20 protein-coding genes, 1 tRNA gene and 1 pseudogene are annotated in these 23,254 nt (G+C 72.5%); 16 read left to right on the forward strand and 6 right to left on the reverse strand.

The genetic code is table 11. The features are described from left to right. Positions 1 to 13 precede the first annotated feature (13 nt). From ACQP26_RS12270 to ACQP26_RS12300, 7 genes and pseudogenes are all read left to right on the forward strand, one after another. A complete protein-coding gene (locus ACQP26_RS12270; protein WP_433495768.1) occupies positions 14 to 955 on the forward strand; it encodes a copper transporter in 942 nt (313 codons plus the stop codon). Between the two features lie 59 nt (positions 956 to 1,014). Continuing rightward, positions 1,015 to 1,878: a hypothetical protein gene (locus ACQP26_RS12275; RefSeq protein ID WP_047894135.1), complete on the forward strand. Its 864-nt coding sequence runs from the start codon at positions 1,015 to 1,017 to the stop codon at positions 1,876 to 1,878. 1 nt (position 1,879) lies between these two features. Continuing rightward, on the forward strand, positions 1,880 to 3,577 hold the full coding sequence (gene murJ, locus ACQP26_RS12280; RefSeq protein WP_433495769.1) for a murein biosynthesis integral membrane protein MurJ: 1,698 nt from the start codon (positions 1,880 to 1,882) through the stop codon (positions 3,575 to 3,577). Next, complete coding sequence (locus ACQP26_RS12285; protein ID WP_433495770.1) at positions 3,574 to 4,707, forward strand: glycosyltransferase family 4 protein; 1,134 nt, start codon at positions 3,574 to 3,576, stop codon at positions 4,705 to 4,707. Before murJ ends, ACQP26_RS12285 begins: the two co-directional genes overlap by 4 nt. After that, positions 4,707 to 7,046 (forward strand): annotated as a pseudogene (locus ACQP26_RS12290) (hypothetical protein); the annotation flags it as partial. The gene ACQP26_RS12285 and the pseudogene ACQP26_RS12290, both read left to right, overlap by 1 nt. A 243-nt stretch (positions 7,047 to 7,289) precedes the next feature. Then, entirely contained in the window at positions 7,290 to 9,020 is a 1,731-nt protein-coding gene (locus ACQP26_RS12295) for a CTP synthase (RefSeq protein ID WP_269700375.1), read from the forward strand. Continuing rightward, on the forward strand, positions 9,017 to 9,622 hold the full coding sequence (locus ACQP26_RS12300; protein WP_269700373.1) for an NUDIX domain-containing protein: 606 nt from the start codon (positions 9,017 to 9,019) through the stop codon (positions 9,620 to 9,622). Before ACQP26_RS12295 ends, ACQP26_RS12300 begins: the two co-directional genes overlap by 4 nt. Before the next feature lie 67 nt (positions 9,623 to 9,689). Here the strand turns inward: ACQP26_RS12300 and ACQP26_RS12305 are convergent, their stop codons facing one another. Beyond that, on the reverse strand, positions 9,690 to 10,061 hold the full coding sequence (locus ACQP26_RS12305; RefSeq protein ID WP_332367293.1) for a TM2 domain-containing protein: 372 nt from the start codon (positions 10,059 to 10,061) through the stop codon (positions 9,690 to 9,692). A 171-nt stretch (positions 10,062 to 10,232) separates the two neighbouring features. Between ACQP26_RS12305 and ald the strand changes: the two genes are divergently transcribed. The 9 genes from ald (at position 10,233) to ACQP26_RS12350 (ending at position 18,804) form a co-directional block, all read left to right on the forward strand. Then, on the forward strand, positions 10,233 to 11,348 hold the full coding sequence (gene ald, locus ACQP26_RS12310; RefSeq protein ID WP_260032712.1) for an alanine dehydrogenase: 1,116 nt from the start codon (positions 10,233 to 10,235) through the stop codon (positions 11,346 to 11,348). 11 nt (positions 11,349 to 11,359) lie between these two features. Further along, entirely contained in the window at positions 11,360 to 12,331 is a 972-nt protein-coding gene (locus ACQP26_RS12315) for a tyrosine recombinase (RefSeq protein WP_269700371.1), read from the forward strand. Between the two features lie 194 nt (positions 12,332 to 12,525). Continuing rightward, the gene (locus ACQP26_RS12320; RefSeq protein WP_013285595.1) at positions 12,526 to 13,449 is read left to right on the forward strand and encodes a ParA family protein; all 924 of its coding nucleotides are present in this window, start codon (positions 12,526 to 12,528) and stop codon (positions 13,447 to 13,449) included. 41 nt (positions 13,450 to 13,490) lie between these two features. Continuing rightward, positions 13,491 to 14,501, forward strand: coding sequence for a segregation and condensation protein A (locus tag ACQP26_RS12325; RefSeq protein ID WP_433495771.1), 1,011 nt, complete (start codon positions 13,491 to 13,493; stop codon positions 14,499 to 14,501). 4 nt (positions 14,502 to 14,505) lie between these two features. Beyond that, positions 14,506 to 15,513, forward strand: coding sequence for an SMC-Scp complex subunit ScpB (scpB, locus tag ACQP26_RS12330; RefSeq protein WP_433495772.1), 1,008 nt, complete (start codon positions 14,506 to 14,508; stop codon positions 15,511 to 15,513). Then, positions 15,500 to 16,270 (forward strand): pseudouridine synthase, encoded by a 771-nt coding sequence (locus ACQP26_RS12335; protein ID WP_433495773.1) that lies wholly within the window; start codon positions 15,500 to 15,502, stop codon positions 16,268 to 16,270. The genes scpB and ACQP26_RS12335 overlap by 14 nt, the downstream gene beginning before the upstream one ends. 173 nt (positions 16,271 to 16,443) lie before the next feature. Continuing rightward, a complete protein-coding gene (gene cmk, locus ACQP26_RS12340; RefSeq protein ID WP_269700365.1) occupies positions 16,444 to 17,124 on the forward strand; it encodes a (d)CMP kinase in 681 nt (226 codons plus the stop codon). 46 nt (positions 17,125 to 17,170) lie between these two features. Next, positions 17,171 to 18,580 carry a ribosome biogenesis GTPase Der gene (der, locus tag ACQP26_RS12345; protein WP_433495774.1) on the forward strand — a complete coding sequence of 470 codons (1,410 nt, stop codon included), beginning with the start codon at positions 17,171 to 17,173 and terminating at the stop codon, positions 18,578 to 18,580. A gap of 150 nt (positions 18,581 to 18,730) precedes the next feature. Continuing rightward, a tRNA-Pro gene (locus tag ACQP26_RS12350) sits at positions 18,731 to 18,804 on the forward strand. Positions 18,805 to 19,079: 275 nt separating this feature from the next. Here ACQP26_RS12350 and ACQP26_RS12355 read toward each other — a convergent pair. The 5 genes from ACQP26_RS12355 to ACQP26_RS12375 form a co-directional block, all read right to left on the reverse strand. Next, positions 19,080 to 19,751, reverse strand: coding sequence for a hydrolase (locus ACQP26_RS12355; RefSeq protein ID WP_433495775.1), 672 nt, complete (start codon positions 19,749 to 19,751; stop codon positions 19,080 to 19,082). 29 nt (positions 19,752 to 19,780) lie between these two features. Continuing rightward, positions 19,781 to 20,638, reverse strand: coding sequence for an NAD(P)-dependent oxidoreductase (locus ACQP26_RS12360; RefSeq protein ID WP_433495776.1), 858 nt, complete (start codon positions 20,636 to 20,638; stop codon positions 19,781 to 19,783). 289 nt (positions 20,639 to 20,927) lie between these two features. Next, positions 20,928 to 21,572, reverse strand: a complete 645-nt coding sequence (locus ACQP26_RS12365; protein WP_433495777.1) for a GOLPH3/VPS74 family protein — start codon at positions 21,570 to 21,572, stop codon at positions 20,928 to 20,930. A 50-nt stretch (positions 21,573 to 21,622) separates the two neighbouring features. Further along, positions 21,623 to 22,462 carry an alpha/beta fold hydrolase gene (locus ACQP26_RS12370; RefSeq protein ID WP_433495778.1) on the reverse strand — a complete coding sequence of 280 codons (840 nt, stop codon included), beginning with the start codon at positions 22,460 to 22,462 and terminating at the stop codon, positions 21,623 to 21,625. Between the two features lie 72 nt (positions 22,463 to 22,534). Next, the gene (locus tag ACQP26_RS12375) at positions 22,535 to 23,254 is read right to left on the reverse strand and encodes an ABC transporter permease (protein ID WP_433495779.1); all 720 of its coding nucleotides are present in this window, start codon (positions 23,252 to 23,254) and stop codon (positions 22,535 to 22,537) included.

Raw genomic sequence — 23,254 nt, forward strand, 5'->3', positions numbered from 1 at the left:
AGAGGCTGCAAGCGTGATCAACTTTCGCTACCACGTGGTGTCCCTGACCGCGGTGTTCCTGGCACTGGCGATCGGTCTGGTGGTCGGCACCGCCGCCCTCAACGGCCCGGTCGCCGACTCGCTCCGGGAGAACGTCAACGGCCTGCGCAAGGACAACTCGTTGATGCGCCAGTCGGTCAACAGCATGCAGAAGCAGCTGGAGACCGAGGAGGAATTCGCCGCCGAGATGGCCCAGCTCGTCCTGCCGGGCAAGCTGACCGGCCGCCGGGTGCTGGTGCTCACCCTGCCCAGCGGCCGGGACCAGGCCGACGGCGTGGTGAAGATGCTCCAGACCGCCGGCGCCGACGTCACCGGCCGCATCGACGTGCAGGACAAGTTCGTCAACCCGGACAGCAACAACAACCTGCTGGAACTGGCGGTCACCGCGGCCCGGCCGAACAGCGCCCCCACCGGCAACCTGCCCGGCAACGGGCACGGCGTGGAGACCTCCAGCGCCCTGCTGGCGAACGTCCTGGTCGACCGCCCGGCCGGAAGCCCGCCGGTCAGCGAGGCCGACCGGCGCGCCGTGCTGGAGCAGTACGCCACCGCCGGTTACCTCACCCCGGCCGACAAGATCTCCGCCGCCGCCGAGGCGGTGGTGATGGTCACCGGCCAGCCGTACGTGGACAAGGACTCCGCGAAGAAGGACGAGTCGGTGGTGAAGATCGCCGAGCAGTTCGACCGGGCCGCCGCGCTCGTGGTCGCCGGCATGGGCTCGACCGGCGGGAACCTGGTCTCCGTGGTCCGCGGCGACCCGGTGCTGTCGCAGACCATCTCGACCGTCGACAACGCCAACACCGTGCAGGGCCAGCTGGGCACCAGCCTCGCCCTGGCGCAGCAGCTCACCGACAAGAAGACCGGCCAGTACGGCGTGGGCGACAACGCCACCTCCCGGGTGCCTACACTGCCCCGGTGACCCTGCGGGCCGCCCGGTCCGTGCCGCGTCGCGTTCGAAGTCCGGATCGAGGAGGTCCCGTGAGACTGGGTCGGCTGCTCGCCGTGGGCGCGGGCGCGCTGGCCGCCCGCTACGTGCTGCGCCAGACGCGCACGTCGCCGGGCGGGCCGGCGCTGGAGCGCACCAACTACCGGGGCCGCACCGTGACCCTGGCCGCCGGTCCGGCCCTGGCCGTCGGCGCGGCCACCGGAGCCGCGCTCGGCGCCGGTAGCGCCCCGGCCGGCGCCGCCGCACTCGTCGCCGGGCTCGGCGCGGGCGCTGTCGGCCTCTACGACGACGTGGTCGGCGCGCGCCCCGAGCAGAAGGCCGCCAAGGGGTTCGCCGGGCACCTCGCCGCGCTGCGCGAGGGTCAGGTCACCGCCGGGATGGTCAAGGTCGCCGGGGTGGGCGTGGCCGGGCTGGGCGCCGCCGCGCTGCTCGCCGCCGACCGGCGGGTCGCCGCGCACCCGCGCCGCCGGCGGGCCGGGGCGTTCGGCCGAGGGCTCGACGTGCTGCTCGGCGCCGGCGTGGTGGCCGGCACCGCCAACCTGGTCAACCTGCTCGACCTGCGGCCCGGCCGGGCGCTGAAGTCCGGCATGCTGCTCGGCGCGCCGCTGACCACCGGCCCGTACGGCGGCGTCGCGGCGGGCGCGGTGGGAGCGTCGGCCGCGCTGGTCGGCGACGACCTCGGTGAGCGGGTGATGGTCGGCGACAGCGGCGCCAACGCGCTCGGCGCGCTGCTCGGCGTGAGCCTGGCCGCGCGTACCGGGCCGCTGGGCCGGGCCGGTGTGCTGGCCGTGCTCGCCGCGCTCACCGCGGCCAGCGAGAAGGTCAGCTTCACCCAGGTCATCGCGTCCACTCCGGGGCTGCGGCACCTCGACGAGCTGGGCCGGCTCCCGGACTGACGTGACGAAACCGGCTCCTCTCGCCGCCGCCGGCCGGGTCGCCGGGGCGGCCGCCCTCATCGCCGTCCTCACCGTGCTCAGCCGGCTCGCCGGCTTCGGCCGTACCGCCGTGTTCACCTGGATGCTGGGCCCCACCGATCTCGGCGGCGCCTACCTGGTGGCCAACTACGTCCCGAACTTCATCTTCGAGATCGTCGCCGGCGGGGCGCTCGCCAGTCTGGTCGTACCGCTGCTGGCCGGCGCCGTCGAGGCGGGTGACCGGCGCGCGGTGGCCGCCACCACCGGCGCGTTGCTGACCTGGACGCTGAGCCTGCTGGTGCCGCTGGCGGTGCTGCTGGCGGTGTTCGCCGACCCGCTGCCGGGGCTGATCGGAAACGGTCTCAGCGAGGCCCAGCAGGCGTCCGGCGCGCGGATGCTGCGGGTGTTCGCGCCGCAGTTGCCGCTGTACGGCGTGGGGATCGTGCTGACCGGCGTGCTCCAGGCGCACCGCCGCTTCGCCTGGCCGGTGATCGCGCCGCTGCTGTCCAGCGTCACGGTTATCGCCGTCTACCTCGGGTTCACCGCTGCCGAGGGGCGGCTGGCCACGATCGGGGAGGCCGGTCGCGGCGGCGAGCTGCTGCTGTCCGCCGGGACCACGCTCGGCGTGGTGGTGCTCTCGCTGTCGCTGCTGATCCCGGTGCGCCGGCTGCGGCTGCGGATTCGTCCGGGCTACCGCTTCCCGGCCGACGCCCGCGCCCGGGTCGGCGGTCTGGTGGTCGCCGGGGCGGTCACCGTGGCCGCCCAGCAGATCGCCCTGGTGGTCGCGCTCAACCAGGTCACCTACGGCCGCACCGCCGACGTCAGCGTCTACAACCTCGCGCAGACCGTCTACTTCCTGCCCTGGGCGGTGCTGGCGGTGCCGCTCGCGGTGGCCGCGTACCCGACGCTCGTGGCGGCGCGGGCCACCGGCGACGAGCGCGCCTACCGGCAGACCCTGGCCCCGGCGGTACGCGGGGTCGTGCTGCTCAGCCTGCTCGGCGCCGCCGCGCTCGTCGGCACCGCGATCCCGGTCGGGCACTTCTTCTTCTCCGACCCCCTGGACGCGCGCACCGCGGCGGCCGGGATCGCCGGGTTCGCGCCCGGCCTGGTCGGCTACGGCCTGTTCGCGGTCCTCACCCGCGCGCTGTACGCCCGGGGCGAGACCCGCGCGGCCACCGTCGCCACGGCGCTGGGCTGGCTCAGCGTGCCCGCGCTGGCCGTGGTGGCCGCCCAGGTGGCGCCGCTGGCCGACCGGGTGCTCGCGGTGACGCTGGCGACCTCGGCCGGCATGCTGCTGCTCGGCGCGCTGCTGCTCGCCGCGGTCCGGCGGGCCGCCGGCGGCGAGGCGCTGGCCGGGGCCGGCCGGGCCGGCGCCGCCGGGCTGCTCGCCGCCGTCGTCGCCGCAGCCGGCGGGGCGGCCGTCGCGGCGGGACTCGCCGGGCTCGGTGACGGCACCCCGACGACACCGTGGGCCCTCGCGCAGGGCATGCTGTCCGGGGTCGTGGTCGGTGTCCTGTTCCTCGCCGTCGCCTGGCTGACCGACGCTCGCGACCTGCGGCCGCTGCTCGCGACCGTGACCCGCCGGCTGCGCCGGCGACGCCCGGCCGGCGGGGACGACGGCCCGCCGGCGCAGCAGCACCCCGGCGAGCGGGGTGACGGAAGGGAGACCGTTTCCTCATGACGGACGCCTCGCCGGCACCGCGCTGGCCCGGGTCGGTGGCCCTGGTTCTCGCCTCCAGCACCGGCGGGGTCGGGCAGCACGTCCGCTCGATCAGCCGGGGGCTGACCGAGGCCGGCGCGTCCGTGCTGGTCTGCGGCCCGGCCGCCACCGAGGAACAGTTCGACTTCACCGGGGCCGGAGCGCGGTTCACGCCGGTGGAGATCCCGGCCAGCCCCACGCCGGGCGACGCGCGCGCGGTCACCGCGCTGCGCCGGGCGCTCGCGGACGCACCGGTCGACGTGGTGCACGCGCACGGGCTGCGCGCCGGCCTGGTCGCCGCGCTCGCCCGGCCCGCCGCGCCGCTCGTGGTCACCTGGCACAACGCGGTCCTCGCCGGTGGCCTGCGCGGCGCGGTGTCCCGGCTGGTCGAGCGGGTCGTCGCCCGGTCCGTGCGGGTCGCCCTGGGCGCCTCCGCCGACCTGGTCGACCGCGCCGCCGCGCTCGGCGCCGCCGACGCCCGCCTGGCCCTGGTCGCCGCGCCGGCGCTGCCCGCGCCGCGCCGCCGCCGCGCGGCGGTACGCGCCGAGTTCGACGTGGCCGCCGACCGTCCGCTGATCCTCTCGGTGGGCCGGCTGCACCCGCAGAAGCGGTACGACGTGCTGATCGACGCCGCCGCCCGCTGGCGGACCCGCACCCCCGCCCCGCTGGTCGTGATCGCCGGCAGCGGTCCGGCGTACCTGCCGCTGGCCGCCCGGATCTCGGCCGCCCGCGCGCCGGTGACGCTGCTCGGGCACCGTACCGACGTGGCGGACCTGCTGGGCGGCGCCGACCTGGCGGTGGTGACGAGCGACTGGGAGGCCCGCCAGCTGTTCGCGCAGGAGGCGCTGCGGGCCGGCGTACCGCTCGTCGCGACCGCCGTCGGCGGGCTGCCGGACCTGGTCGGTGACGCGGCCGTGCTGGTGCCGCCCGGCGACGTGGACGCGATCGACGCGGCGGTGCGCGACCTGCTCGACGACCCCGTACGCCGGGACGACCTGGCCCGTCGCGGCACGGCGCGGGCCGCGACCTGGCCCACCGAGGCGGACACCGTGGCCGCGCTCGCCGGCCTCTACGCCGAGCTGACACCCCAGCTCTCCACCGGGAACCGCTGATGCTGCGCAGACTGACCCCGGTGCTGCTGACCCTGGTCGTGGTGGCGCTGGGCATCACCGCGCTGTCCGCCCGCCCGGACGACGGCGCGTCCCGTCCGAACGCCGACTACGTGGTGCTCGTCGGCGCGGCGGGCCTGCGATGGGACGACGTCGACCCGGAGAACACGCCGACACTGTGGCGGATGGCCGAGCAGGGTGCGATCGGGTCCCTCTCGGTACGTTCCGCGCACCGCCCCACCTGCCCGGTCGACGGCTGGCTCACGCTCGGCGCGGGGAACTTCGCCGCCTGGCCCGGCACCCGCCCGGGCGGCGGCTGCCCGGCCACCGCTGTCACTGTCGAGCGGCCCGACGGCATCGGCGCGAACCTGCCCGACCAGCCCAGCGCGGTCGTGCACAACCAGGAGCAGCTGTCCTGGGGTGCCACGCCCGGCGCGCTGGCCGAGTCGGTGCGCTGCTCGGTGGCGGTCGGACCGGGCGCCGCCGTGGCCGCGGCCCGCCCGTTCGGCCGGGTCGACAGGTACGCGCCCACGCTCCCCGAGAACCCGGCCGAACTGCTCGGCTCCTGCGTGCTGAGCATCGTCGACGTCGGCACCGTCGACGACGACGACCCGGCGGCACGGGCCGCGCAGGCACGGCAGGCCGACGCCCGGCTGGCCCGGGTGCTCGCCGCCCGGCCACCGCGCTCGCTGGTGCTCGTCGCGGGCGTGTCCGACACCGAATCCCCGGCGCGGCTGCACGTCGCGATCGCCGACGGACCGGGCTGGGAGGGCGGCTGGCTGACCTCGCCCAGCACCGCCCGGTCCGGCTACCTGCAACTGATCGACCTGGCCCCGACGGTCCTCGCCGTGCTCGACAAGCCGATGCCGGAACGGGCGTTCCTCGGGCGGCCCGCGGTGACCGTCGACGACCGGCCGGACGACCTGCGGGCCGCGATCGAGGCACCGGCCGACGCGGACCGGGAGGCCGCCGCCCAGCGCCGCGTCGCCGGCTGGTTCTTCACGCTGCTGGCCGCCGCGCAGCTGGCCCTCGCGGTGGCGGTGCTGCCGCTGCTGCGCCGCGCCCGCCGCCTCGCCGGCCCGCACGGGCCGGAGCCGGTGTCCCCGCGCATCGTCGCCGTGGTGGAGCTGATGCTGATCGCCGCCGCGCTCGCCGTGCCCGCGGCGCTGCTCGCCGACGCCGTGCCCTGGTGGCGCGGGGACCACGCCGGGCTCTGGTACGCCTCGGTGACCGCGCTGCTGATCGTCGGCGGCACCGCCCTGGTCCGGTTCAGCCCGGGGCACGAGCGCACGCTCGGCCCGCTCGGCGCGGTCGCCGGGCTGGCCACGCTCGTCGTCGGCGTGGACGTGCTCACCGGCTCCCGGTTGCAGCTCAACGGCGTGGTCGGCTACTCGGCGCTGGAGGGCGGCCGGTACGCCGGGCTCGGCACCGTCGGGCTGGGCGTGTTCATCGCCGGGGCGCTGCTGTGCGGCGGCTGGCTCGCCCAGCGGTTCCGCAAGGGCTGGCGGCCGATGGTGATGGTGACTGTCGGCGGGCTGGCCGTGGTGGTCGTGGGCAGCCCGTACCTGGGCGCCGACTCGATCGGCGCGATCGCGCTCACCGCCGGGGTGAGCGTCGCGGCCGCGATCTGCGGCGGCGGCTGGCTCACCGTGAGCCGGCTGGCCTGGGCCACCATGGCCGCACTGGCGGTCACCGTCGGCTTCGCCCTGGTCGACCTCGGCCGTCCGGCCGACGAGCGGGGCAGCCTGGGCCGGTTCCTGGCCGCTGTGGGCGACGGGACCGGCGGGCTCACCGTGCACCGGTCCAGCAGCGCCAACATCCAGACGCTGGTGAACAGCCCGCTGACAGTGCTGGCCCTGGCCGGGGCCGCGCTGGTCTGGCTCGCGCTGCTCCAGCCGTGGGGCGGGCTGCTGCGGCTGTTCGGCATCTACCCGGCGATCCGGGCGGCGATGGCCGGCACCGGCGTGGCGGTCGGGCTGGGCGGTGTCCTCGGCGGGTCGGCGCTGGACGTGGCGGGCGCGGCGGCGGCGCTCGTGGTGCCGATGGCGGCCCTGGCGGCGCTACGGGTGCTCGACCACTCCACCGACCGTACGGTGCCCGACAGCGGGCGTGGCGGCGGCGAGACGGGCGCGGTCCCACCGGGCGGCCCGGACAAATCCTCCAGGGGCGGCGCGGCCGGCGAAGCCCCGGCCGGCGACGGTGCGGGTGGTGGTCGGCCGGCTGCCGGCGGCCCGGCCGGTGACGGTGCCGGCGACCCGGGGAGGCCGGGGAGCCGGTCGGACCGGACGGCGCGGACTCCGCCGGCACGGAGGCGCCGGACGGGCCGCGCGCCGCCGTCACGGCCCGCGGGGCGCGGGTGCCCGCGCAGCCGACCCCGGCGTCCTCGGAGATCCCCGCCGGCTGACCCCGCCCGCGCGGGGTGGGGTCGATCAAGGGCCGGCACCGGCCCCACATGCGCCGACAGCGAGTGCGACGCCGGCTCACGGTCCGGATGGTGTTACCGTGGAATCCCGTGGATCGCGTGATCACTCTGCTGATCGGCACGGCGGTTCGCACGACCGCTACGGACGACACGGGAGCAGGCCTTGGCCCCTACAGCACGGACGACCAGGCACATTTTCGTCACCGGGGGCGTCGCCTCCTCGCTGGGTAAGGGCCTCACCGCCTCCAGCCTCGGCAGTCTGCTGACCGCGCGCGGACTGCGCGTGGTGATGCAGAAGCTCGACCCGTACCTGAACGTCGACCCCGGCACGATGAACCCGTTCCAGCACGGCGAGGTCTTCGTCACCGAGGACGGCGCCGAGACCGACCTCGACGTCGGCCACTACGAGCGGTTCCTCGACCGCGACCTCTCTGGCAAGGCCAACGTCACCACCGGCCAGATCTACTCGGCGGTGATCGCCAAGGAGCGGCGCGGGGAGTACCTCGGCGACACGGTTCAGGTCATCCCGCACATCACCAACGAGATCAAGGCCCGCATCCGCGGCATGGCCGACCCGGACGCCGACGGCCAGGTACCCGACGTGGTGATCACCGAGGTCGGCGGCACCGTCGGCGACATCGAGTCGCTGCCGTTCCTGGAGTCGATCCGGCAGATCCGCCACGACCTGGGCCGGGACAACTGCTTCTACCTGCACGTGTCGCTGGTGCCGTACCTGGCGCCGTCGGGCGAGCTGAAGACCAAGCCGACCCAGCACTCGGTGGCGCAGCTGCGCAGCATCGGCATCCAGCCCGACGCGCTGGTCCTGCGCTGCGACCGGGAGATCCCGGACAAGGTCAAGGAGAAGCTGTCGCTGTACTGCGACGTCGACCGGGAGGCGGTCACCGCCGCCCCGGACGCGCCGAGCATCTACGACATCCCGAAGGTGCTGCACCGGGAGGGCCTCGACGCGTACGTGGTGCGCCGGCTCGGCCTGTCGTTCCGCGACGTGGACTGGACCCGCTGGGACGACCTGCTGGAGCGGGTTCACCAGCCCCGGCACACGATCACCGTCGCGCTGGTCGGCAAGTACGTCGACCTGCCCGACGCGTACCTGTCGGTGAGCGAGGCGATCCGGGCGGCCGGGTTCGGCCACCGCGCCCGGGTACAGCTCAAGTGGGTGCCCAGCGACGACTGCGTGACCCCGGCGGGCGCCGCCGCCGCGCTGGCCGGCGTCGACGGCATCGTGATCCCCGGCGGTTTCGGCGTCCGCGGCATCGAGGGCAAGGTCGGCACCGCCCGGTACGCGCGGGAGAACGGCATCCCGCTGCTGGGCCTCTGCCTCGGCCTGCAGTGCATGACCATCGAGGTGGCCCGCCACCTGGCCAACCTCGACGGGGCGAACTCGCTGGAGTTCGACGAGGAGGCCGTGCACCCGGTCATCGCCACCATGGCCGACCAGGAGGACATCGTCGCCGGGCGCGGCGACCTGGGCGGCACCATGCGGCTCGGGGCGTACCCGGCGAAGCTGGCGGAGGGCTCGATCGTCGCCGAGGCGTACGGCAGCACCGAGGTCAGCGAGCGGCACCGGCACCGGTACGAGGTGAACAACGCCTACCGGGACCAGCTCACCAAGGCCGGGCTGACCATCTCCGGCACCTCGCCGGACGGGCGGCTGGTCGAGTTCGTCGAGCTGGACCGCAACCTGCACCCGTTCTTCGTGGCCACCCAGGCGCACCCGGAGCTCAAGAGCCGTCCCACCCGGCCGCACCCGCTGTTCGCCGCGTTCGTCGGCGCCGCCGTGGCGTACTCGCAGGCCGACCAGCTGCCGGTGGACCTGGACGGCGCGTCGAAGAAGCCCGGCCGCGGCGGTGGCGCGAAGGCGCCGGCCAAGTGAGCGGCGTCGAGCACCGGTACGAGGTGACCGGCCACCGGGCGATCTGGTCCGGCCGGATCTTCTCCGTGGTCAGCGACGACGTCACCATGCCCGGCGGCGGCAGCGCGACCCGGGACTACGTGCGGCACGTCGGCGCGGTCGCCGTGGTGGCGCTGGACGAGGCCGGTCAGGTGGTGCTGATCCGCCAGTACCGGCACCCGGTCGGCCGGCACCTGTGGGAGCTGCCCGCCGGGTTGATGGACGTCGGCGGCGAGGACCTGGCCGCCGCCGCGCTGCGGGAGCTGGCCGAGGAGGCAGACCTGACCGCCGGGCGCGTCGACGTGCTCGTCGACCTGCACAGCTCGCCCGGGTTCACCGACGAGGTGGTGCGGGTCTTCCTGGCCCGCGACCTGGCCGACGTGCCGGCCGAGCAGCGGCACGACCGGCACGACGAGGAGGCCGACCTCCAGGTGGTCCGCGTCGACCTCGACGAGGCGGTGCGGATGGTGCTGGCCGGTGAGATCACCAACGCGTCCTGCGTGGCCGGGCTGCTCGCCGCCGCCCGCGCCCGGGACACCGGCTTCAGCGAGCTGCGCCGCCCCGAGGCGCCGCTGCCGCGCTGATCCGGGACGGACGACGAAGGGGCCGCGCGGTGCGACGCACCGCGCGGCCCCTTTCGTGTGTCTGCGCTCAGTCGCGCAGCGGGCGGCCCTGCCCGTCGACGCCACCGTTGACGAGGATCAGGATGCCGTCGACGAGGCCCCAGATCGCGCCGATACCGCACGTCACGAGCGTGACGATGAGCTGGATGACACCGGTCTTGGTGTCGCCCATGTAGAACCGGCCGATGCCGAAGCCGCCGAGGAGGATCTGGAGCACACCCGCGACGACCTTGCTCTTGTCCGAGACGCCCTGCGGGTACTGCTGGTAAGGAGTGGTCATGAGCGGACACAATAGTGATCCACTCGCGTCCTGTCGGCCCCGGCACCCCGGTCGTGGAAGGATATTTACCGAACTCTGTCCTGTCGGCTGATGGCGTCTCCACCGGCCAGCCTGCGGCATGCCTGACACACCGTCAGCACCAGCGGGCACCGGATGTCACAGTGTCGCCGTCCGTGGGCTTCCCACGGTTCTAGACTGCCGCCGGCGGGACCGGTGTACCGCGCCGGCAACGGAGCCGGCGCGGCGCCGCGCAGTCGGGGGTGAGCAGCCCCGGAGGAAGGTGTCTGCATCGTGAAGGTCGGAATCCCCCGCGAGGTCAAGAACCACGAGTACCGGGTGGCGATCACGCCCGCGGGCGTCAACGAGTTCACCCGCCACGGCCACGAGGTCTTCGTGGAGGCCGGCGCCGGAGTCGGTTCCAGCATCACCGACGACGAGTTCGCCGCCGCCGGCGCGAAGATCCTGGCCACCGCCGACGAGGTGTGGGACACCGCCGAGCTGGTCCTCAAGGTCAAGGAGCCGATCGCCGAGGAGTACCACCGGATGCGCGAGGGGCAGGTGCTCTTCACCTACCTGCACCTGGCCGCCTCCCGCGAGTGCACCGACGCGCTCGTCGACCGCAAGGTCACCGGCATCGCGTACGAGACCGTCGAGCTGCCCGACCGGTCGCTGCCGCTGCTCGCCCCGATGTCCGAGGTGGCTGGCCGGCTCGCCCCGCAGGTGGGCGCCTTCTACATGATGCGCACCGGCGGCGGGCGCGGCGTGCTGCCCGGCGGCGTCTCCGGCGTCTACGCCGCGAAGACCGTGGTCATCGGCGCGGGCGTGTCCGGCCTCAACGCCGCCGCCATCGCGCTGGGCCTGCAGTCCGAGGTGCTGCTGCTGGACAAGAACGTGGCCCGGCTGCGCCAGGCCGACGCCATCTACCGCGGTCACCTGCAGACCGTCGCCTCGAACGCGTACGAGATCGAGCGGGCCGTCCTCGACGCGGACCTGGTCATCGGCGCGGTGCTGGTGCCCGGCGCGAAGGCCCCGAAGCTCATCTCCAACGAACTGGTCTCCCGGATGAAGCCGGGCAGCGTGCTCGTCGACATCGCCATCGACCAGGGCGGCTGCTTCGAGGACTCGCGCCCGACCACGCACGCCGACCCGACCTACAAGGTGCACGACTCGATCTTCTACTGCGTGGCGAACATGCCCGGCGCGGTGCCGAACACCAGCACCTACGCGCTGACGAACGTCACCCTGCCGTACGCCCTCGAACTCGCGAACCAGGGCTGGCAGCAGGCGCTGCGCAACGACCCGGCGCTGGCGCTGGGCCTGAACACCCACGCCGGCAAGGTCGTCTACGGCCCGGTCGCCGAGGCGCACGGCATGGACGTGCTGCCGCTGGACGAGGTGCTGAGCTGACCGACGCCGCCGTGCGCGCGGCCGGCGCGGAACCCGCGCCGGCCCTGCGCCGTGCGGTCCGGACCTACCTGGACCACCTCACCGTCGAACGCGGCCTGTCCGCGAACACGCTCGCCTCGTACCGCCGCGACCTGGACCGCTATCTCGCCACCCTGGCCGCGGCCGGGGTGGACGACCTGGCCGCGGCCGGGCCCGCGCAGGTCGAGGCCCACCTGGCCCGGCTGCGCGCGGGCGACGACGACCACCCGCCGCTCGCCGTCTCCTCCGCCGCCCGCGCGGCCAGCGCGGTACGCGGCCTGCACCGTTTCGCGCTGCGCGAGGGACTCACGGGCGCCGACCCCAGCCGTGACGTCCGCCCGCCCGCGCCGCCGCGCCGGTTGCCCCGGGCGCTGCCCGTCGACGCGGTCCTGCGGCTGCTAGCCGCCGCCGGCCTGCCCGGCGCCACCGGCGACGCCGCCGCCCGCGCGCTGCGCGACCGGGCGCTGCTGGAATTCCTGTACGGCACCGGCGCGCGCATCTCCGAGGCGGTCGGCGCGGCGGTCGACGACCTCGACCTGGACGCCGGCACCGTGCTGCTGCGCGGCAAGGGCGGCCGCACCCGGCTGGTCCCGGTCGGCGGGTACGCGGCCGACGCGCTGCGCGCCTGGCTGGTCCGGGGCCGCCCGGCGCTGCTCGCCGCCGGACGCGGCACCCACGCGGTGTTCGTCAACGCGCGCGGCGGCCCGCTCACCCGGCAGGGCGCCTGGGTCGTGCTGCGCACCGCCGCCGCCCGGGCCGGCCTGCCGGTCGACGGACCCGACGCGGTCTCCCCGCACACGCTGCGCCACTCGTACGCTACCCACCTGCTCGACGGCGGCGCGGACGTGCGCGTGGTGCAGGAACTCCTGGGCCACGCCTCGGTGACCACGACCCAGGTCTACACACTGGTGACGGTGGAGCGGCTGCGCGAGGTGTACGCGACCGCCCACCCCCGGGCGCGCTGAGCGCCGGCGTCGTGAGGCCCGGCTGACGGGCGGCCGACACGCCGACCCGCTACCGAACGCGCTGCTGGCCGGTGGCGTACAGTCGGCATCGGCGCGGGCCTCCAGGTGCGACGGACCGGAGGTGCGCAGCGGCGCCGCGAGGGACGTCGGACGGCTCCGACGCCGGGTGGTCGTCGGGAGGGGGCAACGAGGACATGGCAGGAAACGGTGACCGTGCCGAGACCTGGACGTCGGAGCTCCGTGAGCAGCAGGCGACGCTCGGCGCCGATCTGGGCCCCGCCGACCCGGCCGCGTACACCATGCGCAAGCCGATCCCGGAACCCATGCCGACCGACCGGCACGGCCCCGCGCGGATCATCGCGATGGCCAACCAGAAGGGTGGCGTCGGCAAGACCACGACGACCATCAACCTGGGTGCGGCGCTGGCCGAGTACGGCCGCAAGGTGCTGCTCGTCGACTTCGACCCGCAGGGTGCCCTCTCCGTCGGCCTGGGCGTCAACCCGCACAACCTGGACCTGTCGGTCTACAACCTGCTGATGCAGGACGACGTCACCGCCGAGGACGTCCTCATCAAGACCGACGTGGCCGGGCTGCACCTGCTGCCCGCCAACATCGACCTCTCCGCCGCCGAGATCCAGCTCGTCAACGAGGTCGCCCGGGAGATGGCCCTGGCGCGGGTGCTGCGCACCATCCGCAAGGAGTACGACTTCATCCTGATCGATTGCCAGCCCTCGCTGGGCCTGCTGGCGATCAACGCGCTGACCGTCGCGCACGGCGTACTCATCCCGCTGGAGTGCGAGTTCTTCAGCCTGCGCGGTGTCGCGCTGCTGCTGGACACCATCGACAAGGTGCGGGAACGGCTCAACTTCGACCTGGAACTCGAAGGCATCCTCGCCACCATGTACGACAGCCGCACCACCCACTGCCGCCAGGTGCTGCAACGCGTGGTCGAGGCGTTCGGCGACAAGGTCTACCAGACCGTCATCACCAAGACGGTGAAGTTCCCCGAGTCCACGGTGGCCGGTGCCCCGATCACCACCCTCGACCCGGCCTCCTCCGGCGCGCGCAACTACCGGCAGCTCGCGCGGGAGGTCATCGCCGCCCAGGCGGACCGGTAGGGCGCACGCCGGCCGCCCGCCGCGTCGTCTACGGTTTCCCGGTGACCGCACCGCCCCTCGACCCGCCGCACGGCCCCGGCGACTACGCCGTCGCCGCGGAGCTGGCCGCCGAGGTCGACGGTGTGGTGCCCGCCGACCCGGGCACCGGCGAACAGACGAGTGGCTTCACGGTCCGGCTGGACAACTTCACCGGCCCGTTCGACCTGCTGCTCCAGCTGATCAGCAAGCACAAGCTGGACGTCACCGAGGTCGCGCTGCACAAGGTCACCGACGAGTTCATCGCGTACCTGCGCGCCATGGGCGACCAGTGGGACCTGGACGAGACCAGCGAGTTCCTGCTCGTCGCCGCCACCCTGCTCGACCTGAAGGCGGCCCGGCTGCTGCCCTCGGCCGAGGTCGAGGACGAGGAGGATCTGGCGCTACTGGAGGCGCGGGATCTGCTGTTCGCGCGGCTGCTGCAGTACAAGGCGTACAAGGAGGCCGCCGCGCACATCGCCGAGCTGGAGGCGGTCGGCGGCCGGCGCTACCCGCGGGCGGTCACCCTCGAACCGCGGTACGCCGAGGCGCTGCCCGACCTGGTGCTCGGCATCGGCCCGGAGCGGCTGCGCGCGCTCGCGGTCAAGGCGATGAGCCCGAAGCCGGTGCCCGAGGTGTCCATCGCGCACGTGCACATGGTCCGGGTCAGCGTCCGGGAACACGCCGGCATCATCGCCGACCGGCTGCGCCGCGCCGGGGTCGCCACGTTCTCGCTGCTCTGCGCCGACTGCGAGATGACGCTCGAGGTGGTGGCCCGGTTCCTGGCGCTGCTGGAGCTGTACCGGCAGGGCCTCGTCGCCTTCGTGCAGGAGCAGGCGCTCGAGGAACTGACCGTCCGCTGGACCGGCCCGGTCGACGGCGAGGCCGAGCTGACAGTCGACGAGTACGCCGGCAGCCCCGAACCGACGACCACGTCCACCCCCGTCGCGGACGCCGCCGCGCCGAGCGATGCCGACGCATCCGACGCCGCCGTGCCCGCCGAGGCGGCGGACGAACCCGCACCGACGCAGGAGTGAACGGATGAGCGACGAGGAACGCCGCGACTCCCTGGCCGACCAGGCCGCCGCATGGGTGCCCCCGTGGGAGCGCCCCGCCCCACCCAGGCCCGCCCCGGACGACTCCGACACGGCCGCCGAGCAGCCCGAACCCGAGACCCCGGACACCGCCGACTCCCGGGAAGCGGATCTCGACGCGACACCGGATTCCTCGGCGGATCTTGGAAGCGAAGGGCCCTCGGAGGGGCCCGTTCCTCCCAAGATCGCAGCGGCCGGGGCGGATCTTGGTACGGGAGCGCCCTCCGGAGGGCGCTCCCGTACCAAGATCTCGGGGGAGAGCGGGGCCGGCGGCGACGGCCGGCGGGACGGCGACGCGGTTGCGCAGGAACCGGGGGACCGGGTGAGCGGGGGAGCGGGGGCTGACGGCGTACCCCCGAAGCGGGGACGGCGGCGAGCCGCGCCGGAACCGCCGCCCGCGCCGGTCCTGGACGACGCGGAGCTGCGCGGCGCCCTGGAGGCCATCCTGCTCGTGGTGGACCAGCCGGTCAGCGAGATGGTCCTGGCCGAGGTCCTCGAACAGGCCCCGGAGCGGGTCGGCGCGATGCTCGACGAGATCGCCGCCGGATACACCGCGGCCGGGCACGGGTTCGACCTGCGCCGGGCGGCGGGTGGCTGGCGTCTCTACACCCGGCCGGAATACGCGACGTACGTGGAGCGGTTCGTGTTGGACGGGCAGTCCGTGCGGCTGACCCAGGCCGCGCTGGAGACCCTCGCGGTGGTCGCCTACCGGCAGCCGGTGACCCGTTCGCGCATCTCGGCCATCCGGGGTGTCAACTGCGACGGGGTGCTCCGTACCCTGGTGGGTCGCGGCCTGGTCGAGGAGTGCGGCACCGAAGCGGACAGCGGGGCCTACCTCTACCGGACCACCACCATGTTCCTGGAGAAGCTGGGGCTGAACTCGGTGGACGACCTGCCGCCGCTCGCCCCGTTCCTTCCCGACGACGTAGAAGAGCTTGCCGATGCGACGCGATGACCGTGCCCCGAAGCCCGACGCCCCCGTGTACGAGGGCGCCGAGCGCCTCCAGAAGGTGCTCGCCGCCGCGGGGGTGGGTTCCCGGCGCGCCTGCGAAGACCTGATCTTCCGGCGCCGGGTCACCGTGAACGGGCGGGTGGCGCAGCTCGGCGACAAGGCCGACCCGGCCCGCGACGTGATCGTCGTCGACGGGGAGCGGCTGCAGGCCGATGTCCGCCTGGTCTACGTGGCGATGAACAAGCCGCGCGGGGTGGTCACCACCATGGCCGACGAGAAGGGCCGCACCGAGCTCGCCGACTTCATCGGCGCGCGGCTGGAGCAGCGGGTCTACCACGTCGGGCGGCTCGACGCCGACAGCGAGGGCCTGCTCCTGCTCACCAACGACGGCACCCTCGCCCACAAGCTCATGCACCCGTCGTACGAGGTGCTCAAGACCTACCTCGCCGAGGTGGCCGGGCCGATCCCGCGCAACCTGGGCAAGCGCCTCGCCGCCGGCGTCGAGCTGGAGGACGGGCCGGTGAAGGTCGACGGGTTCAAGCTGGTCGACACGCTCGGCAAAACCGCCCAGGTGGAGCTGACCCTGCACGAGGGGCGCAAGCACATCGTCCGGCGCCTGATGGCCGAGGTGGGACACCCGGTGAGCCGTCTGATCCGTACCTCGATCGGTCCGATCAAGCTCGGCGACCTGCGCACCGGGCGGATGCGGCGGCTCACCAACGCGGAGGTCGCCGCCCTGTTCAAGACGGTGGGTGACTGACCCCGACGATCGGGGTACGGCTCCCGGTAGGCTTCGACGCGGTCCGCGGGCCCGGCACACGCCGGCCCGGCGGGACGCCCGCGCGGCGCGGGCATGATTGACGACAGAACCATCCGCTCAACGGCGCCGGACACACCGGGCGACCTGCGAGGTACGGGCTGAGGAGGACAACGGTGGAGGAAAACGTACCGGCCGGGCGATGCGTGGTCGCTGTGGACGGGCCGTCCGGTTCGGGGAAGTCCACCGTGTCGCGGCGACTGGCGACGGGCCTCGGCGCCCGTTATCTCGACACCGGCGCCATGTACCGGGCGCTGACCTGGGCGGTCCTGCGCTCCGGCGTGGAACTCACCGACGCCGAGTCGGTCGCGAAGGTCGCCGCCGAGGCCGACCTCCGCATCGGCACCGACCCCCAGGGGTACGCCGTGACCGTCGACGGCACCGACGTGTCCACCGCCATCCGCGGCTCCGAGGTGACCGCAGCCGTCTCCGCGGTGGCCGCCGTCGCCGCCGTACGCGAGCTGCTGGTGGACCGGCAGCGGCGGGTGATCGCCGACGCGGGCCGGATCGTGGTCGAAGGCCGGGACATCGGCACGGTGGTCGCGCCGGACGCGGACCTGAAGGTGTACCTGACCGCCTCCGAGGCGGCGCGCGCGAAGCGGCGCAGCGCCGAGGACGCCGCCGACGTCGCGGCGACCGCCGCCGACCTGGCCCGCCGGGACCGCCTCGACTCGACCCGCAAGGTCAACCCGCTGCAGCAGGCCCCCGACGCGGTGGTGCTGGACACCACCGAGCTGGGCATCGACGAGGTCGTGGCCCGACTGCGGGAGATGCTCACGGAGCGGGGTGTCGCGTGAGCGGGTTTTCGCAGGTGCCGCAGACGCGAACGAAGGGCGGCTCGGCATGAGTGACGACGATTTCGGTGGCTGGGTAGAGCTGCGCGAGCCGGAGGTCGACTCCGGTGAGCCGGCCGGTCCGCAGCCCGTGGTGGCAGTGGTCGGGCGGCCCAACGTCGGCAAGTCCACGCTGGTCAACCGCATCATCGGCCGCCGCCAGGCGGTCGTGGAGGACATCCCCGGCGTGACCCGGGACCGCGTGCCCTACGACGCGCAGTGGAACGGCCGGTCGTTCACCGTGGTGGACACCGGCGGCTGGGAGCCCGACGCCAAGGACCGGGCAGCGGCCATCGCCGCCCAGGCCGAGATCGCGGTGGGCACCGCCGACGTGGTGCTGTTCGTGGTGGACGCCATGGTCGGCGCCACCGACGTGGACGAGGCAGCGGTGAAGATGCTGCGCCGCAGCGCCAAGCCGGTCATCCTCATCGCGAACAAGGCCGACAACACCACCATCGAGATGGAGGCCACCTCGCTGTGGTCGCTCGGCCTCGGTGAGCCGTTCCCGGTCTCGGCGCTGCACGGCCGCGGGTCCGGCGACCTGCTCGACGCCATCCTGGACGCGTTGCCCGAGGCGCCGAAGATCGTGGAGAACCGACCGCGCGGCCCGCGCCGGGTCGCACTGGTCGGCCGCCCCAACGTGGGCAAGTCCAGCCTGCTCAACCGGTTCTCCGGCGAGGAGCGGGCAGTGGTCGACTCGGTCGCCGGCACGACAGTCGACCCGGTCGACAGCCTGGTCGAGATCGGCGGCGAGACGTGGCAGCTGGTCGACACCGCCGGTCTGCGCAAGCGGGTCGGCAAGGCCAGCGGCACCGAGTACTACGCCAGCCTGCGTACCGCCTCGGCGATCGAGGCGGCCGAGGTCGCCGTGGTGCTGATCGACTCCAGCGAGGTGATCAGCGAGCAGGACCAGCGGATCCTCACCATGGTCGTCGAATCCGGCCGGGCACTGGTCATCGCGTTCAACAAGTGGGACCTGGTCGACGGTGACCGCCGCTACTACCTGGACAAGGAAATCGACCGGGAGCTGCGGCGCATCCCCTGGGCGATCCGGCTGAACCTGTCCGCGAAGACCGGCCGCGCCGTCGACAAGCTCGCACCCGCGCTGCGCAAGGCGCTCGCCAGCTGGGAGACGCGCATCCCCACCGCGCAGCTCAACCAGTGGCTCACCGCGCTGGTCCAGGCCACCCCGCACCCGGTACGCGGCGGACGCGCACCACGCATCCTGTTCGCCACGCAGGCCGGGGCGGCGCCGCCGCGGTTCGTGCTGTTCACCACCGGCCCGCTGGACGCCGGCTACCAGCGCTTCGTCGAGCGCAAGCTCCGCGAGGAGTTCGGCTTCGAGGGCAGCCCGATCGAGATCTCGGTACGCCCGCGCAAGAAGCTGGGCCCCGGCGGCCGGGGCAAGGCCCACGGCTGACCCGCTGCTTGCGGCTTTGTGCTGTCGCGCCCACCCTCCTAGGATGCTCTAGGGGGTGTGGCGCGCGGCGCGGGAGGGGCCTCTGCGCACGGTGCGAAGATCCTGCGCTAAGCTGTACCGGCTGCCGCGGGGGAGACCTTGCGGGGGCATCGGGACGTGGCGCAGCTTGGTAGCGCACTTGACTGGGGGTCAAGGGGTCGTCGGTTCGAATCCGGCCGTCCCGACAAAGAGAAAGCCCTGACCAGCGGGAACGCTGGTCAGGGCTTAGATTTTCTTCGATGGAGATTTGAACCGCCCCCCGAAAACCCCCCGTTTACGCGGTGCGGCAACCAAGTTCGTCATCGGTGTGCATTGTTCTCTCCTGGCGACGATCCTTGGCGGCTCGGGTGGCTGCCGAGCCGTTCGAGGATGCCGGACACGTCTGGGGCTTGTACCGGCTTGGCGATGTAGTAGGTCCTTGATCGCCTACGACCACTGACCCGACTTCGGAATTACTCGTCTAGGAGAACAGATCACCTGCGGACTGCCCTGCTTCACGCTTGCGGCGGAAGTAGTCGTTGATGATGGTTCGGTACCGGTCAGCGTCCGAGCGGGCCCAGTTCCGCATGAGTTCACAGCCGAACGCCAGCGAGGTGATCGGCTGCGCCCCGGCCTGAAGCATGCGGTCGATGGCTGTCTGGTGGGTCACCGCCGAAACGCCTCCAGCGGCATCGATCACGGGGTAGATCTCGTAGCCCTCCAGAAGCATGTCCAGGGTTGGGAACGCGAGGCAGACCTCTGTCCACAGGCCGGCCATCACGATCTTCTTGCGTCCAGTGGCCTCGATCGCGGCCCGAAAGTCTGCATCCTCCCAGGAATTGACACCTGTGCGGTCGATTTCAGTGATGCCGGGTAGTTCACGGGTGATCTCGTCGACGGTCGGCTTGTGCACGCCCATTCCCACCGCCACGGTGGTCACGACCGTCGGAATCTCATAAGCTCGCGCCAGTTGCGCCAGCGTCACCACACCGAGGTTGATCTTGTCCCGGCTGGCGGAACCGACTGTGGCGTACTGGCCTTCCTGGTAGTCGATGAACGCAATGGCGCAGTTTTGCGGTGTCAAGAGGTGGTCGGAATCGGGATCGCGGATCGGTTCAGGATTGATCTTCTTGCTTGTCGGGATAGTAGTCATACGTCATCTCCTCTGGTGGGTCTGCTGGCCTAAGAGCGGATGCTGGCGGCGCGCGAAGTGGTCTTGCGCGTCAGGTCCACGAAGTCGGGTTCGAAGTTCGGATCGACGTTGACCGCTTCCCACAGTCGCTGTCGGCCCGCGGTGGAGATCGGCAGCAACCTGGCCGGGTCATCGACGGCAGACACCAGCGTGTCGTCGTCCTCCGCAGAACGACGTAGCGGACGAGGGTTGGCGACGTCCAGAGCACGCTCCACGACCGCTCTCATAGGCCCAGCCGCCATCAACTCCAACGAGGTCTCATAGTCGCGTCCGAGGATGTCCGCGAGGTCCAGCGCCTCGCGTAGTCCCGCCTCCGCAGCCATGATGGCTACGTTGGTGATCAGTTTGTAGTCCACGCCCGCACCGAACTCACCCAGGTGCCGGGATCTGCCGAGATCATCGAGTACCGACTTCACCCGCCCGAAATCGTCGGCCGATCCGCCGACCAGGAACGTGATCGTCCGCTCGCGCGCGTACTTCACACCGCCAACGATGGGCGAGTCGAGCACGGCCACTCCGCTGGGCGCCGCCGCGCGGACCTGGTCGACGATTGCTCGGGTGGTGGTCGAGCAGATCAGCACTGATGCACCAGGCTGGGCGCCGGCGAGTATTCCATCGTCGCCCAGGTAGGCGGTCGGGATGTCATTCGACATCACGAGGCCGAAGATCACATCAGCGCCCCGCGCCGCTTTTGCGGCCGACGCGACCGCGGTCGTCCCGATGCGCCTAGCTGCTTCGAGCCGGGAGTCCGAGATATCAGATACTCGCACTTGATGTCCGGCAGCGAGGAGATGAGGCGCCAACTGCTCGCCCATGTCGCCGAATCCCACGATTGCGATCGTTGCCATGCATTTAGCTCCTATTCAATAGATCCGTGCCCACGGGTGAGGTTCGGCAGGTCATGGGTCGGCCAGACCGTTGAACTGCGTAGTGAACGTCATGGAACTCCCCGTGGCCGGACATCCCGGACCCGTGAACTGCAGCACCGGGACCGACCGCGACCACGAGTACCAGCAGGACGCCGGAGGCGATCCAGGGCCCTTGCCGCCGCCGGCGAGGCCGGTTCGACCGCGGTCGCTCGGACCTCGAGCGCCTGGTCCGGGGCGGTCATGCAGCGTTCCTCTCGCCGGTCGGCGCTCACCTGGTGGTAGTCGCCACGCTGGCGGCACTGACGGCAACGATCGCCGCCGCGGTGCGGGTCACCGCGGTGGAGACCGCCTCTGATCCCCAATGGCCGCGTCCGATCTCGCTGGCTCGGGTCACCGTTGCCGATGTCCAAGGCAGCGGCGGCCGCAGCGAAGGCACGGCGCCGCTGGCGAAGAGCAGCCCGATGATCGCCGCAGTGCGGGGATCCGGGGCTTCGCCGTCCTCCAGGACCCGGCGGATCCGCGCTCGCAGCTGCGCCTCCTCAGGACGTGCTGGATGCAGCAGGCCGCGATCCACGAGCCGGTCGAGTACCACCCACCACAGATCGGTGCCGAGCGCGACGAGCAGCGGCCGCACCCGCTGGGGCTTCTCGGCGACGGTGTCGTAGGCCGACTGCAGCAGCGGGTCGGGCAGCGGACCCTCGCCCGACGGGGTGACCCGCGGGCCGTCCAGCACCCCGGAGTTGTCGGTCTGGATCCGACCGAGCAGGGCAAGCTCGGTGAGCACCGCGCCGCCAAGCGCGTCGTGCAGGGTGCCCGCTGTCTGGATGGAAACGCCGTCGTCGTCCATCAGGAGCAGCATGAGGTCGTCGACGATGAGCAGGTCGTCCCGTACCGACGTCGGCTTCTCGCCCATATCTCGTTCCTTTCTCGTAGTTCTCTCCGCGCGGTGTCCCTTCCGTCAGCTCAGCCGAGGAAGGTGCGCAGGACGGCGTTGACCTCCTCGGCGTGGGTCCAGAGCAGACCGTGTGGGGCGCCTTCGATTTCGACGTACTCGGCGTCGGGCAGGCCCTGGCGAAAGCGCCGGGCGGTGGCGTCGATGGGGAGGATGTTGTCGGCGGTGCCGTGCAGGATCAGGGCCGGTTTGCGGCTGGCACGGACCGCCTCGACGTCGGCGCGGAAGTCCTCGATCCAAGAAGACACGACGGCGTAGGCCGCCACGGGCGCGCTGGAGACTGCGACGTTCCAACTGCCGGTGACAGCCTCCTGGCTGATCCGGCTGCCAAGGTTCTCGTCGAGGTTGTAGAAGTCCGAGAAGAACTGCGTGTACCAGGCGTAGCGGTCACCCTTCGCCGCGGCCTCGATCCCGTCGAACACCTTCTGCGGCAGGCCCTCGGGGTTGTCGTCCTGCTCGACCAGGAACGGTTGGAGTGAGGCGAGGAATGCCAACTTCGCCACCCGCTGGTGGCCGTACCGGGAGACATAGCGGGCCAGCTCACCGGTGCCCATCGAGAACCCGACCAGGACGACGTCGCGCAGGTCGAGCGTCTCCAGCACGGTGTTCAGATCGGCCGCGAACGTGTCGTAGTCGTAGCCGGAACCTACCTTCGACGAGCGCCCGAAGCCACGACGGTCGTAGGTGATCACCCGGTATCCGGCAGCAAGCAGTTCACGCGTCTGAAGCTCCCAGCTGTGGCCGTTCAGCGGATACCCGTGGATGAGGACAATCGGCTGACCGGCACCCTGATCCTCGTAGTACAGCTCGATCGGGGTGCTGTTCTCGGTCCCGACGGCGATGAATCCCATGATCGTTTCCCTCCTGTTGTCGCATACCGGGTGGTGGTGTCGGTGTTGGACGTCGTTGTCGTGGCCCGACGCCTATCGACGGGGCTCCCAGCGGAACATCCGCGCGGCCAATACGATCGCCACCACCACCCAGCCCAGGGTCGGTGCCAGCAGGAGGATGGAGTCGGCGAGTGGGACCCCGCCGTTCCAGGCGTTGACGACCAGCTCGGTGGCCGAGCCGCCGGGCAGTATCCGCTTCAGCAGCGCAAGGCTCTCGGTGCCGGTGATCCCGACCCAACTGGCCACGGCGACCACAGCCAGACTGAGCGGAAGCGTCGTGACCTGCGCGTGCTCCGGGGAGTTCGTGACTCCGGCAGTGGCGATCGCGAACGCGAGCATCATCACCAACGTCGCGGCCAGGGCCGCCGCCACCAGTGCGGGGTTGGCGGGGGTTCGACCCACGCCGGCGAACACGACGAGGATCACCGTCACCTGGACGGTCGCGATGACGCTGATCGGGAGCACCAGACCGGTCAGGATCGTCGCGTCACTGGCGGCGGTGGACCTGAGCCGCTTGAGGAAGAGGTTCTGCCGGCGAGCTGCCAGGGTGGTCACCGTGGTGGCGTAGAGACCGAACGCGGCGATGGTGAAGATGAGCACTGCTGCGACGTAGCCGAGGCTGCCGATCCGGCTGAACGTGTCGCGGTAACTGATGAAGAAGACGCTCACCGCCACGGGCACGATCAAGCTATTGATCAGCACGGCACGGTTTCGGAGGAGCTGGATGAGCTCGCCCTGCGCGATGGGGAACAT

The organism is Micromonospora sp. CA-248089, from assembly GCF_050948515.1.
Taxonomy (GTDB): Bacteria; Actinomycetota; Actinomycetes; order Mycobacteriales; family Micromonosporaceae; genus Micromonospora.

Coding starts and splice junctions, on each gene's coding strand:
- ACQP26_RS12285 (WP_433495770.1), top strand. CDS start 3,574: ATGACGGACGCCTCGCCGGCACCGCGCTGGCCCGGGTCGGTGGCCCTG.
- ACQP26_RS12305 (WP_332367293.1), bottom strand. CDS start 10,061: ATGCCGCAGGCTGGCCGGTGGAGACGCCATCAGCCGACAGGACAGAGT.
- ACQP26_RS12320 (WP_013285595.1), top strand. CDS start 12,526: ATGGCAGGAAACGGTGACCGTGCCGAGACCTGGACGTCGGAGCTCCGT.
- scpB (WP_433495772.1), top strand. CDS start 14,506: ATGAGCGACGAGGAACGCCGCGACTCCCTGGCCGACCAGGCCGCCGCA.
- ACQP26_RS12335 (WP_433495773.1), top strand. CDS start 15,500: ATGCGACGCGATGACCGTGCCCCGAAGCCCGACGCCCCCGTGTACGAG.
- der (WP_433495774.1), top strand. CDS start 17,171: ATGAGTGACGACGATTTCGGTGGCTGGGTAGAGCTGCGCGAGCCGGAG.
- ACQP26_RS12355 (WP_433495775.1), bottom strand. CDS start 19,751: ATGACTACTATCCCGACAAGCAAGAAGATCAATCCTGAACCGATCCGC.
- ACQP26_RS12360 (WP_433495776.1), bottom strand. CDS start 20,638: ATGGCAACGATCGCAATCGTGGGATTCGGCGACATGGGCGAGCAGTTG.
- ACQP26_RS12365 (WP_433495777.1), bottom strand. CDS start 21,572: ATGGGCGAGAAGCCGACGTCGGTACGGGACGACCTGCTCATCGTCGAC.
- ACQP26_RS12370 (WP_433495778.1), bottom strand. CDS start 22,462: ATGGGATTCATCGCCGTCGGGACCGAGAACAGCACCCCGATCGAGCTG.
- ACQP26_RS12375 (WP_433495779.1), bottom strand. CDS start 23,254: ATGTTCCCCATCGCGCAGGGCGAGCTCATCCAGCTCCTCCGAAACCGT.